At 64.2% G+C, this 12,294-nt stretch carries 9 protein-coding genes; 8 read left to right on the forward strand and 1 reads right to left on the reverse strand.

The features are described from left to right. The 8 genes from RQH62_RS18850 to RQH62_RS18885 are packed head-to-tail and all read left to right on the forward strand — an operon-like array spanning position 1 to position 9,162. The gene (locus RQH62_RS18850) at positions 1 to 3,246 is read left to right on the forward strand and encodes a CusA/CzcA family heavy metal efflux RND transporter (RefSeq protein ID WP_311270231.1); all 3,246 of its coding nucleotides are present in this window, start codon (positions 1 to 3) and stop codon (positions 3,244 to 3,246) included. A gap of 53 nt (positions 3,247 to 3,299) precedes the next feature. Then, positions 3,300 to 3,788, forward strand: a complete 489-nt coding sequence (locus tag RQH62_RS18855; protein WP_004212879.1) for an SRPBCC domain-containing protein — start codon at positions 3,300 to 3,302, stop codon at positions 3,786 to 3,788. Continuing rightward, positions 3,785 to 4,162 (forward strand): hypothetical protein, encoded by a 378-nt coding sequence (locus tag RQH62_RS18860; RefSeq protein ID WP_009824022.1) that lies wholly within the window; start codon positions 3,785 to 3,787, stop codon positions 4,160 to 4,162. The genes RQH62_RS18855 and RQH62_RS18860 overlap by 4 nt, the downstream gene beginning before the upstream one ends. Before the next feature lie 47 nt (positions 4,163 to 4,209). Then, positions 4,210 to 4,623: a hypothetical protein gene (locus RQH62_RS18865; RefSeq protein ID WP_017183574.1), complete on the forward strand. Its 414-nt coding sequence runs from the start codon at positions 4,210 to 4,212 to the stop codon at positions 4,621 to 4,623. Positions 4,624 to 4,626: 3 nt separating this feature from the next. Then, complete coding sequence (locus tag RQH62_RS18870; RefSeq protein WP_004212882.1) at positions 4,627 to 5,313, forward strand: ZIP family metal transporter; 687 nt, start codon at positions 4,627 to 4,629, stop codon at positions 5,311 to 5,313. Next, complete coding sequence (locus tag RQH62_RS18875; RefSeq protein WP_311270232.1) at positions 5,310 to 5,918, forward strand: cation transporter; 609 nt, start codon at positions 5,310 to 5,312, stop codon at positions 5,916 to 5,918. The genes RQH62_RS18870 and RQH62_RS18875 overlap by 4 nt, the downstream gene beginning before the upstream one ends. Beyond that, positions 5,915 to 8,416, forward strand: coding sequence for a heavy metal translocating P-type ATPase (locus RQH62_RS18880; protein WP_004212886.1), 2,502 nt, complete (start codon positions 5,915 to 5,917; stop codon positions 8,414 to 8,416). Before RQH62_RS18875 ends, RQH62_RS18880 begins: the two co-directional genes overlap by 4 nt. After that, positions 8,413 to 9,162, forward strand: a complete 750-nt coding sequence (locus tag RQH62_RS18885) for an HAD-IIB family hydrolase (protein WP_004212890.1) — start codon at positions 8,413 to 8,415, stop codon at positions 9,160 to 9,162. The genes RQH62_RS18880 and RQH62_RS18885 overlap by 4 nt, the downstream gene beginning before the upstream one ends. A gap of 214 nt (positions 9,163 to 9,376) precedes the next feature. On the opposite strand, the gene RQH62_RS18890 is transcribed toward RQH62_RS18885, so the two are convergent. Beyond that, positions 9,377 to 12,268 (reverse strand): Tn3 family transposase, encoded by a 2,892-nt coding sequence (locus tag RQH62_RS18890; protein ID WP_016746447.1) that lies wholly within the window; start codon positions 12,266 to 12,268, stop codon positions 9,377 to 9,379. Positions 12,269 to 12,294 lie beyond the last annotated feature (26 nt).

A 12,294-nucleotide genomic window follows, 5' to 3' on the forward strand; every position in this document is an offset into this window, starting at 1 on the left:
ATGATCGCCCGTATCGTAACCTGGGCGGTCGAGAAGCGCTGGCTAGTCCTGCTCCTCACCGTCATCGTCGCCGCCATCGGCGCCTTTTCCCTCTACCGGCTACCGATCGACGCGGTGCCGGACATCACCAACAATCAGGTCCAGATCAACGTCCGCGCGCCTGCCCTCTCGCCCGAGCTGGTCGAGAAGCAGGTGTCGTTTCCAATCGAAACCGCGCTCGCCGGCACCCCCGGCCTGGAATATACGCGCTCGTTGAGCCGCAACGGCTTCGCGCAGATCACGGCGGTCTTTTCGGACGCGACGGACATCTATTTCGCCCGCCAGCAGGTGGGCGAGCGTCTGCGGGGCGTGCAAGAGAATCTGCCCGACGGCGTGAACCCTGAAATGGGTCCGATCGCGACAGGCCTGGGCGAGGTGTACATGTACACCGTTCGTCTCGATCATCGCGAGGACGACAAGCACAAGCCCGGTGAACCGGGCCAACAGCCCGATGGCAGCTACATCACGCCAGAGGGCGAGCGACTGACGACCGAAGAGGACAAGGCGACCTACCTGCGCACCGCGCAGGACTGGATCGTGACGCCGCTTCTGAAGACCACACCGGGCCTCGCCGGTGTCGACTCGATTGGCGGTTACGCCAAGCAGTTCCTCGTCGTGCCCGACGTGCAGAAGCTGGCCTCGCTCGGCATCACGCTGACGGACCTGGGAAATGCGCTGGAGCGCAATAACACCAGCGTCGGCGGTGGCTTCGTCAATCGCAATGGCGAAGGTCTGGCTGTTCGCTCGGATGCGCTCGTTCGCAATGCCAGCGAGTTGGCCAGGACCGTGATCGCGACACGTAACGGCGTGCCGATCACGGTCGAACAAGTTGCGACTGTGAAGACGGGTCAGGCGATCCGCATGGGTTCGGCATCGGAGAACGGTACCGAAGTCGTCGTCGGCACGGCGATCATGCGGATCGGCGAGAACAGCCGCATCGTGTCGACCGCGGTCGCTGAGAAACTGAAGACGATCAACGCTTCGCTGCCTCCTGACGTCGTAATTCAGCCGGTGCTGAACCGCACCGAGCTGGTCAATTCGACGATCAAGACGGTCGCGAAAAACCTGTCCGAAGGCGCGGTGCTGGTCATCGTCGTGCTCTTCCTGCTGCTCGGCAACTTCCGTGCGGCCCTGATCGCGGCGTTGGTCATCCCGATCACCATGATGCTGACAGGCTTTGGTATGCTGCGCGCTGGGGTCTCGGCCAATCTGATGAGCCTTGGGGCTTTGGACTTCGGTCTGATCGTCGACGGCGCCGTCATCATTGTCGAAAACGCGCTGCGCCGGCTTGCCGAGCAACAGCATCATGAAGGCCGATTGCTCAGCGTCAAGGAACGGCTCGCGACCGTGGCAGCCGCTGCGCGTGAGATGATCCGTCCCTCTGTGTACGGGCAGGCAATCATCATCCTCGTCTACGTACCGCTGCTCACGCTGACCGGCGTGGAGGGTAAAACGTTCGGACCGATGGCGCTGACCGTCATCATCGCGCTCGCCTTCGCCTTCATCCTCTCTCTCACCTTCGTGCCGGCGATGATTGCGATCTGGCTGTCGAAGAAGGTCGAGGAGAAGGACGGCCGCATCATCACGTGGCTGAAGAAGCGCTACGAACCCGGTCTCGACCGGGCCATGAAGCGCCCGACGCTGACGATCGGTGCGGGTGTGGGAAGCCTTGTGGTGGCGGCGCTTGCTTTCACTACGCTCGGCTCGGTGTTCCTGCCGCAGCTCGACGAAGGCGATTTGCTGATCCAGTCGCTCCGCATTCCGGCAACGTCGGTCCAGCAGAGCCAGGCGATGCAGGTGCCGATCGAGCGGATGATGTCGAAGCAGCCGGAGGTGCAATTCGTCTATTCCAAGACGGGCACCGCCGAGCTGGCGGCCGACCCGATGCCGCCGAACGCGACCGACATGTTCGTCATCCTGAAGCCGCGCAAGGATTGGCCGGATCCTGAGCTTCCCAAGGAGGAGCTGGTCAGCCGGATCGAGGGTAATCTCGCGAAGATTCCGGGAAATGCCTACGAGATCACCCAGCCCATCCAGATGCGCTTCAACGAGCTGATCGCCGGCGTGCGCGGCGACATCGCGGTGAAGGTGTTCGGGGACGACTTCAACCAGATGAACCGGACGGCCGAGCAAATCGCGGCGGTGCTGCGCAGAACGCAAGGCGCAGCGGACGTGAAGGTGGAGCAGACGACCGGTCTTCCCATGCTCGACATTCGCGTCAACCGCGACGCGATGGCGCGGTTGGGCGTTACGGCTCAGGATGTGCAGGACACCGTGACTGCGACGATCGGCGGGCGAACATCGGGCCAGATCTTCGAGGGCGACCGTCGCTTCCCCGTGGTGATCCGCCTGTCGGAGGCGCAGCGTGCCGACATCGGCCTGCTCCAACAGGTGCAGGTGCCGGTGGCAGGCGGCGGCTATGTACCGCTGTCCAGCGTCGCCGAGATCAAGGTGGTCGATGGTCCGAACCAGATCAGCCGCGAGAACGGCAAGCGGCGCGTGGTGGTGCAAGCCAACGTGCGTGGCCGCGACGTCGGATCCGTCGTGGCGGATACGCAGGCGGCGATCGGCAGCCAACTCCGGCTGCCTGCCGGCACCTATCTCGAATGGGGCGGCCAGTTCGAGAACCTCCAATCGGCAAGCGAACGGCTGAAGCTGGTCATTCCGGCTTGCTTCATCTTGATCCTGCTGCTCCTCTACGGGGCGTTGGGATCGGTCCGCGACGCCGCGATCGTGTTCACCGGCGTGCCTTTCGCGCTGGTGGGCGGCGTCCTGTTGCTGTTCCTGCGGGGCATGGACTTCTCGATCTCGGCGGCAGTGGGCTTCATCGCCCTCTCGGGCATCGCGGTCCTCAACGGCCTCGTCATGGTCAGCTCGATCCAAGATCTGATCCGATCAGGGATGAGCCGCGAGGAAGCCGCGCATGTTGGCGCGATGCAGCGTCTGCGACCCGTCATCATGACCGCGCTAGTCGCCAGCCTCGGCTTCGTGCCGATGGCGCTGGGCGAAGGCGCCGGCGCAGAGGTTCAAAAGCCTTTGGCGACGGTCGTCATCGGCGGTCTGATCTCGGCGACGCTTCTTACGCTGTTCGTGCTGCCGACACTCTATGCCCGGTTCGGGCAGAAAGTGATCGAGAAACCCGAGCACTACAATGAGGAGCATGAAGGGGACGACCACGGTCAGACCTTCGTGAACAACTTGGCCTGATGGATGGGCGGGGCGATCCGCGATCGCCCCGCCCATCTCTGGGAGATGGGGATATGCCTCGCACCATAACCAGCTCGATGCTTCACGGCGGGCCACTGCGCATCTGGTCGGCACTCACCGATCCGGATCATCGCCGGGCGTGGAGTCCGCTCGTATTTCTCGATGATCCGTCCCGGCTCGGCGACACAGAATGCACCTTTGCGATCCAGGGCATCACCCGGCCAATTCGGACGCCAGCACGGATTGATCGATTCGATAAACCGCACGCCTTCGCTTGGTCCTGCGGCATCCCCTATCTGTTCACGCTCGAAGAGCGGTACGAGCTGGCGGGGGACGATGGCGGCACCAGGCTAACGCATAGCTGCACGCTGCGCGGGGCGCTCTCCCTGCCGTTCGCGGCGATGATGTTGCGCCGCCTGCGATCCCTGATGGTCGAATCTGACGATCGCCTCGCAACCTATCTCCGCTGGCGGGTAGGTCAGCCTGCCCGGGCTATCAATCGTCAGCGCGTCCCCTTCCGCTACAGGAGGAAGGCGCGATGATGATGCACTGTAAGCGGGTGCTGCCCGCCGTCATCCTCGTTGTCGGGCTCGCGGCGTGCTCGGAAAGAAAGCCGCCAGCCCCGCCAACGGAGCAGCAGATCCATTCGTCCGACAGCGCCGTGGCGACCGGGGAAATGGGGCGGCATAGATATCGCTGTTCCGACGGGGAACCGCTGTTCGTCGATTACAAGGACAACGGCCTGCAGATCGATTTGCGGCGCTCCAACGGGGGACCGCCGATGATGCTGACCGCGCCAGCGCAGGGCCTGCAATATGTCGGCGAAACAGCCACCGCGACCTTCAAGGGGTCGCAGCTCACCATCGTGGAAGGCGATGGCCGTACCCGGATCTGCGAGCAGGAAGGCACGCGATGAACTGCCCTGCCTTCGAACGCCACAGGGCGCTTCGTCGGAAGAGACCGATGTCTGACACGTCGATTTCAAATGTGACAACCTTGTGCGGCCTGAATCGGGCCGGTCTGGCGATCGCGCGCCTCGGCGTCGTTCTCGTCTCCGGGGCGGTTATAGGGGCGTGTAATCCAGCGCCGACCCAGCCTACCGAGCCGGCGCATGAAAAGCATCTGACGTCGAAACTAATCGCGCAGCGCATCATGTACTGCGACGACGGCACACGCGCCGATGTCGACTTCATCGATGAAGGCTTGAAAATGGCCGTCACCTGGCTGCCGAAGGGCAGGACCGAGATCCTGCGCGCGCAGCGAACCGGTGACGAGTTTCGCGGCGACCATTCGCGGGCTGTCGTGGCGGGCGGATCGATCGCGTTCACGCGACGCGGGAAGATCCGCGTCTGCCACCGAACCCCGGAGGAGTCCTAGGAAATGCAGGCACTGCTCTATACGCTTGCGCCTGTGCTGGCGGTCGTGCTCGGCGCGATTGTCGCGAGCCGCACCAAGTTGAAACCTGGCCTCGTGGCGGGCCTACAGCATCTCGCTGCCGGCGTCGTGTTCGCGGCGGCAGCGACCGAAATCCTGCCGCAGGTCAAGCATGAGGCATCGCCCAGCGCGACGTTGATCGGCGGGGCGGCGGGCGTCGCGACCATGCTGGGGCTCAAGGCTCTTGAGGCCCGCTTCAAGGGGCCGATGGCGCTACTCGCCGCGATCGGCATCGACATTCTGGTCGACGGCCTGGTGCTCGGCCTCGCTTTCGTGGCGGGCGAGAAGGCAGGTCTCCTGCTGACGATCGCGCTCACTCTGGAAGTGTTATTTCTGGGACTGACGCTGACCGACGAGCTGGCGGAAACCTATCGCTCGCGCTTGCGCATCATCGTGATCGTCTCGGCATTGGCCCTGCTGCTGCCGATCGGCGCGCTCGCTGCCGTGCCGGTCGCCGCGCTGTCGCCGGTGATGATCGCCGGCTTCCTCAGCTTCGGGCTGATGGCGCTGCTCTACCTCGTCACGGAGGAGTTGCTGGTCGAGGCGCACGAGAAACCCGACACCCCGCTCATCAGCTCGATGTTTTTCGTCGGCTTCCTGGCCCTGCTGACACTTGAGGAGATGATGGGATGATCCCGGGCAACGACAACAATGGCGGGCAGGAGCGCCGCACACTGTGGATCGTCCTGCTGCTGAACGCGGCGATCGCTGCGGGCTTCTTCGTTTCCGGCTTCTTCGCGGACTCGAGCGCGCTGATCGCCAACGGCGTCGACAACCTGTCCGATACGGCTGTGTATGCGCTGAGCCTTGTGGCGCTCACCCGGGGCCAGACATGGAAGACACGCGCCGCGGTCGCTTCGGGCGTCATGCTGCTGATCTTCGCGGGCGGCATCTTGATCGATGTCGGACGGCGCTACGTGCAGGGCAGCGAGCCCATCGGACCTACCATGATGGTCATGTCCGCGATCGCCGGCGTCGTGAATTACCTCTGCCTGCTGCTGCTCCAGCGCCTCAAGGATCCGGACGTCAATCTCCGGGCCGCAACCACCTTCAGCTTCAACGACTTCATTTCCAACGGCGGCATCCTGATCGCCGGCGTGCTGGTGCTGTGGTTGGGTACCAATTGGCCGGACCTGCTGGTCGGCTTCGCCACCGCCATCATCGCCATCAAGGGCGGTGTCGAAATCCTGCGCGACGCGCGCGCCGAAACCAAGAAAAGCGAAAGGAGGTCGTCATGAACGACAAGCTCGAACTCGACATTCCAGTGTTGTTGCCGGACCTTCCTGACGCGGCCGATGCCTGCCTGGACCGTCTCGTATCAACCCTGTCAAAGCGCGAAGGTGTCGAGCGGGCGCATGTGATCTGTCTCGACGGCAACACGCCAGCGGCGCTGTGCATCCATTTCGATGCCGCCAAGCTGCCGCTGCCACGGTTGCGCGAAATGGTGCGCGCCGCAGGTGCCGAAATCACCGAGCGCTACGGCCATGCGATCTGGCAGGTGACGGGGATCAACCACGAACGTCGGGCGCGCACGGTCAGCGATGCGCTGTGCGCCTTGCCCGGCGTGGTCCAGGCAAGCGCCAGCACCAGCGGGTCTGTCCGGGTCGAATATGATCGCCGCGAAACCACCGAAGAGGAGGTGCGCGCTGCGCTTCGCAAGCTGAAGGTGAGGGTGGGCAAGCGGGTCGCTGCCGATGAACATGCCGGCCACGACCACGGCCCCGGGGGCCACGGCGCGGGCGAAGAGAAGCACGGCCCCGGCGATGGCCACGACCATAGCCACGCCGAATTTCTCGGCCCCAATACCGAGCTGATCTTCGCGCTCGCCTGTGGCGCGCTGCTGGGGATCGGCTACGCGATCGAGAGGCTGGTCGCTGGCGCGCCCGAATGGCTGCCGACCGCCTGCTATATCGCAGCCTATTTCTTCGGCGGATTCTTCACGCTGCGCGAGGCGATCGACAACCTCCGGATGAAGAAGTTCGAGATCGACACGCTGATGTTGGTCGCTGCGGCCGGCGCCGCTGCGCTGGGCGCATGGGCCGAAGGTGCGCTGCTGCTGTTCCTGTTCAGCCTCGGCCATGCGCTTGAGCATTATGCAATGGGCCGCGCCAAGAAGGCGATCGAGGCGCTGGCGAAGCTCGCGCCCGAAACCGCGACCGTGCGACGCGGCGGGCAGACCAGCGAAATCCCGGTCGAGCAGATGGTCGTCGGGGACATTGCCATCGTCCGCCCGAACGAGCGCCTGCCTGCCGACGGCTTCGTCATCAAGGGCACCAGCGCGATCAACCAGGCCCCGGTCACGGGTGAAAGCATCCCGGTCGACAAGGTGCCGGTCGCAGATGCCGCAGCGGCACGCGCCAAGCCCGATGCAGTCGACGCGGAAAGCCGGGTTTTTGCTGGTACGATCAACGGCGGCGGCGCGATCGAGATCGAGGTGACACGCCGTTCCAATGAAAGCGCGCTTGCCAAGGTCGTGAAGATGGTGAGCGAAGCGGAGACGCAGAAGTCGCCGACGCAGCGCTTCACCGACCGGTTCGAACGGATCTTCGTGCCCGCCGTCCTGGTCCTGTCAGTGCTCCTGCTGTTCGCATGGGTGGTCGTCGACGAGCCGTTCCGCGACAGCTTCTATCGCGCGATGGCGGTGCTGGTGGCGGCAAGCCCGTGCGCGCTCGCGATCGCAACGCCGAGCGCGGTCCTGTCGGGCGTTGCCCGTGCAGCGCGGGGCGGCGTGCTCGTGAAGGGCGGTGCACCGCTCGAAAACCTCGGGTCGCTCAAAGCGATCGCTTTCGACAAGACGGGCACGCTGACCGAAGGTCGTCCGCGCATCACTGATGTCGTGCCCGTCGATGGCGCCGATGAAGGCGAGTTGCTGGCGCTGGCTGTCGCCGTCGAAGCGTTGAGCGACCATCCCCTGGCCCAAGCGATCGTCAAGGACGGCCGCGAACGTCTGAACGATCGTGCCGTGCCGACTGCCGGCGACCTCAAGAGCCTGACCGGTCGGGGCGTCACCGCGAGCGTGGATGGCGAGACGGTGTGGATCGGCAAGGCCGAGATGTTCGGAAGTGAGGGCATTCCGGCGCTGGGGCAGGGCGCGCAGGACGCAATCGCGAAGCTGCGCGAGAACGGCCGCACGACAATGGTGGTCCGCAAGGGGGACCGCGACCTGGGCGCGATCGGCCTGATGGACACGCCTCGCGAAGCTGCCAAGACCGCGTTGCGTCGGCTGCACGAGATGGGCGTGTCGCGGATGATAATGATCTCCGGCGATCACCAGAAAGTCGCCGAAGCGATCGCCGACGAAGTCGGGATCGACGAAGCGTGGGGCGACCTCATGCCCGAAGACAAGGTTGCCGCGATCAAGAAGCTCGCCGGCGAAGACAAGGTCGCGATGGTGGGCGACGGCGTGAACGATGCGCCGGCGATGGCAAGCGCCACGGTCGGCATCGCGATGGGCGCGGCGGGGTCGGACGTTGCGCTGGAGACAGCCGACGTGGCGCTGATGGCCGACGATCTGGCGCACCTGCCATTCGCAGTCGGTCTTAGCCGCCATACCCGTGGAATCATCCGGCAGAACGTCTTCGTCAGCCTGGGTGTCGTCGCCTTCCTGGTGCCTGCTACCATCCTCGGCCTCGGCATTGGGCCAGCGGTGGCGGTTCATGAGGGATCGACGCTGCTCGTCGTCATCAATGCGCTCAGGCTGCTCGCCTACCGCGATCCGGCAGGGAAGGCGGCATGAAGTGGCTGATCGCCTTCGACCTCGACGGCACGCTTGCCGAGAGCAAGCGGCCGTTATCGGAGGATATGGCCGCAATCCTCGCCCGATTGCTCGCCATCACGGATGTGGCGGTGATCTCGGGCGGGGACTGGCCGCAGTTCGAAAAGCAGATCGCCTCGCGCCTTCCTGCCGGCGTCGCGCTCGACCGTCTCTGGTTGATGCCGACCACAGGCACGAAACTCTATCGGTTCATCAATGGCGCTTGGCGCGCGGTCTATGCCGAACTGTTCGACGACGCGGAGAAGGCGAAGATCCGCACGGCCTTCGATCAGGCGCTGACCGATGCCGGTCTCGCCGACGAACGTATCTGGGGCGAACGGATCGAGGACCGGGGCAGCCAGATCACCTTTTCGGGCCTGGGGCAGGCAGCGCCGCTGAAGGAAAAGGAAGCGTGGGATCCTGACCGAAAGAAGAGGACCGCGTTGCAGGCCACGTTGCGCGCGAAGCTGCCGGAGCTCTCGATCAATCTCGGTGGCACGACATCGATCGACGTGACCAGAGCAGGGATCGACAAGGGCTATGGCCTGAAGCGCCTGAGTGCCGAGAGCGGTGTCCCGCTCGACGGGATGCTGTTCATTGGGGATGCGATATTCCCCGGTGGGAATGACTATCCCGCTGCTGAAATCGGCCTCGACACAGTGAGGGTGCGCGACGTCGCGGAAACCACCGCCGTCGTGACCGCCATCATCGCGTGTCTGCACCGATAGGATCAAGATACATGGTCGGCTCCATCGCGGAATGCCGCATTGTCAAAGCTCTGGCTTCTGTCGCTTAGGGCAGCGCTTCCTAAAACGAAAAGAAGGCAATGTGCGCGTCTCCGCGAACAAAGCCTCCAGCGATCAATCTAAGAGATTCCGCCGCGCTTCTCAATCGTAGGGGGCGTTTGCGGGAGGGGGGGCGTTTGCGGGAGGGGGCGGAATCCTACGCTAAGGATTTGGGCCAGCGATATTCCCCGGTTAGATTGATGTGTTCCCATCCCAACGGCGAGACGTGGGCGAGTAGATCAGGCGCGATATGGGTACCGCTGGCGGCCCGGGTATTGACGACCTCGCCGAGCTTCATGGTGTTCCAGAATATGATGATGGCGGCGAGCAGGTTCATTCCGGCGATGCGATAGTGCTGGCCTTCGCCGGATCGATCCCGGATTTCACCTCGGCGGTGGAAGCTGATGGCGCGCTTTAGGGCGTGGTGGGCCTCACCCTTGTTGAGGCCGATCTGAGCCTGGCGCTGGAGGCCGGCATCAAGAATCCAGTCGATCATGAACAGGGTTCGCTCGATGCGGCCCACCTCTCGCAATGCGAGGGCCAGCTCATTCTGGCGCGGGTAAGAGGCGAGCTTGCGAAGAATCTGGCTGGGGGCGACGATCCCCGCTGCGATCGTCGCCATGATGCGCAGGATGTCGGGCCAGTTGCGCTCGATGAGCGGTTCATTGATCTTACCTCCGACCAGCGCTCGCACATTGGCCGGCGTCGCGTTGGGCGTGAAGGCATAGAGTCTTTTCTGAGGGAGATCGCGGATACGGGGGGCGAACCTGTAGCCGAGCAAGGCGCAGGCGGCGAACACATGATCGGTGAAGCCGCCCGTGTCGGCAAAATGCTGGCGAACGCGGCGGCCCGCGTCATTCATGAGCAGCCCGTCCAGGATATAGGGAGCCTCGCTGACCGTTGCCGGGATCACCTGGGTTGCGAACGGCGCATATTGATCGGACACATGGCTGTATCCCTTGAGGCCCGGGACGTTGCCATATTTCGCGTTGATCAGATTCATCGCCTCGCCCTGCTCGGTAGCAAGGAAGAACTGCCCGTCGCTGGATGCCGATTGCCCTTGTCCCCAGAAGGCGGCCATGGGCAGGGCGGCGTGGGCCTCCACGATCATGGCGAGCGCCCGATCATAGGCGCTGCCTTCGACATGCCAGCGCGCGATCCGCAGCAATTCCCAGAAGCTGTGCGTGTTGGTCGCCGCCGCCATCTTGCGCAAACCGAGATTGACGCCTTCCGCCAGCAACACGTTCATCAGGCCGATCCGGTCGCTGCAGGGCGCGCCGGTGCGCAGATGCGTGAACGCCTCGGAAAATCCGGTTCGCTCATCGACTTCCAGCAACAGATCGGTGATCCTCGCGGGCGGGAGCTGTTGATAGAGATCGAGCACGAGATCCTCGGCCCCTTCGGGCGTGTCGGCCCTCAGCTTGTCGATGTGCAGCTTGCCGTTCTCGATGATGCCGCCTGGGATCGTGCCGGTTCGCGCCGCGCGGCCAAACTCCTTCAGCCGTGTATCCAGTCGAGCCCTGCGCTCGGCCAGCCATTCGCCGGGTCGCAGCGGCACGGCGAGCCGCGCGGTCTGCTCTATCGCCTGTGGCGGGACCAGAAGCTGCTTGAGGTCGCCATAGCGGCGCGATCCCGCCAACCATATGTCACCGGACCGGAAGGCGTCGCGGATGTGGAACAGCACCGCGATTTCCCAAAGCCGGTGGTCGCCGCTGGGCTCAGCGCGAAGATGACGATGCCATTTCGAGTTGGGACGTAGAAAATCCACCGGCGGATCGACCTTGATCCCGTTACGCAGCATCGCAACGGCCGCCAGAAGAGGCGTGGCGATCGGCGCCGCCTGCATGTCGAGCAGGCGCAGCATCCTGGGCGCGTAGAGGCGGAAACGGTGATAGCCGTCCAGCACACGGCTGAGCGGGTCGGCCGCGAGCACGTTGGTCAGCGCGGAGGCCGTGGCGACAAGGGTTCTGAACCGTTCCCAGCCAGGCCCGGTGGCGATTATCCCGTCCAGGGCCGTGCCATCGTCCTGCGCTCCAAGCAAAGCACCACCGATTTCGGCAAAGGACTTCAGCGTGTCCCGAACGGCCGCCTTTTCGTCGGCGATCCTGGTGTTGCAAAGGCGTTCGGAGGCCCGATAGAGACGGCCTACGATGCGATCGTGGGTCTCCACGATGACATCGGCCAGCGATGACCGCCATTCCAGGGTGCAGACAGCGAGGATCGCAAGCCGCCTGTCTTCGGGCAGATCACGCATGCCGTCGGCGTAATAGCGCTCGCCCTGCCGGCGAAGCCGGGTCACACGATGCGCCGGCACGCCGTCCAGCAAATCCGCCGGAAGATCGAACCTTTGAAGATATTCCAGTCGATCCATCAGCCGGTTAGCGGCTGCTGAATTTGCGCCAACCTCGAACTGTCGCAGCCATACGAAGCGCGTGACGCGACCATCCACCGTATCCTCCAACAGGTGAGCCAAATTCTCGCTCAGGGTTGGCGTGATGCGATGGGCGATAAGATCCTCGATCCGGCGCTCGGCCTCAACCAGCGCATCGGCGCAAAGGCGCTCGATCGTCGAGGAGCCGGGAAGGATCGTGCGGGTGCGGCGACACTCCGCAACGAAGCGACGGGCAAGATCCTCATTCGATGTCGCCGCCTCGGCTTCCCGAGCGATCCATTCGCGCAAATCCCGTGCGCCCCGCCCCGAAAAGGAGCGATAGCCGTAGATTCGGCGAAGGTCCGCCAGATGCTCGTGCCGGGTCTCCTCGCGCGCGGCATAGAGGAGTAGATCGTCGCTGGTCAGGCCGAGCTGGGCCGCGATGAAATCCGATACCTGCGCCGGGATCAACTCGCCAGGAGCGAGCACCCGGCCCGGGTAGCGCAGGACGCACAGTTGCAGCGCGAAGCCAAAACGATTGTGGGCGCGCCGGCGCTGGCGGATATGCCCGAGATCCTCATCGCTGAGGGTATAGTGCCGCAGCAGCTCACCTTGATCGACCGGCAAGTGAAGCAGCGCCTCGCGCTGTCGATCGGTCAGGGTCACGCGACGCGGCATACATGCTCCTTATTCTTTCCGAGCTA

Origin of the sequence: Sphingobium sp. WCS2017Hpa-17 (assembly GCF_031843765.1) — a bacterium.
Lineage (GTDB): Bacteria > Pseudomonadota > Alphaproteobacteria > Sphingomonadales > Sphingomonadaceae > Sphingobium.

Excerpts from the sequence above, each read along its gene's own strand:
- RQH62_RS18860 (WP_009824022.1), top strand. The coding sequence starts at position 3,785 with ATGATGATGCACTGTAAGCGGGTGCTGCCCGCCGTCATCCTCGTTGTC.
- RQH62_RS18870 (WP_004212882.1), top strand. The coding sequence starts at position 4,627 with ATGCAGGCACTGCTCTATACGCTTGCGCCTGTGCTGGCGGTCGTGCTC.
- RQH62_RS18855 (WP_004212879.1), top strand. The coding sequence starts at position 3,300 with ATGCCTCGCACCATAACCAGCTCGATGCTTCACGGCGGGCCACTGCGC.
- RQH62_RS18850 (WP_311270231.1), top strand. The coding sequence starts at position 1 with ATGATCGCCCGTATCGTAACCTGGGCGGTCGAGAAGCGCTGGCTAGTC.
- RQH62_RS18890 (WP_016746447.1), bottom strand. The coding sequence starts at position 12,268 with ATGCCGCGTCGCGTGACCCTGACCGATCGACAGCGCGAGGCGCTGCTT.
- RQH62_RS18865 (WP_017183574.1), top strand. The coding sequence starts at position 4,210 with ATGTCTGACACGTCGATTTCAAATGTGACAACCTTGTGCGGCCTGAAT.
- RQH62_RS18880 (WP_004212886.1), top strand. The coding sequence starts at position 5,915 with ATGAACGACAAGCTCGAACTCGACATTCCAGTGTTGTTGCCGGACCTT.
- RQH62_RS18885 (WP_004212890.1), top strand. The coding sequence starts at position 8,413 with ATGAAGTGGCTGATCGCCTTCGACCTCGACGGCACGCTTGCCGAGAGC.
- RQH62_RS18875 (WP_311270232.1), top strand. The coding sequence starts at position 5,310 with ATGATCCCGGGCAACGACAACAATGGCGGGCAGGAGCGCCGCACACTG.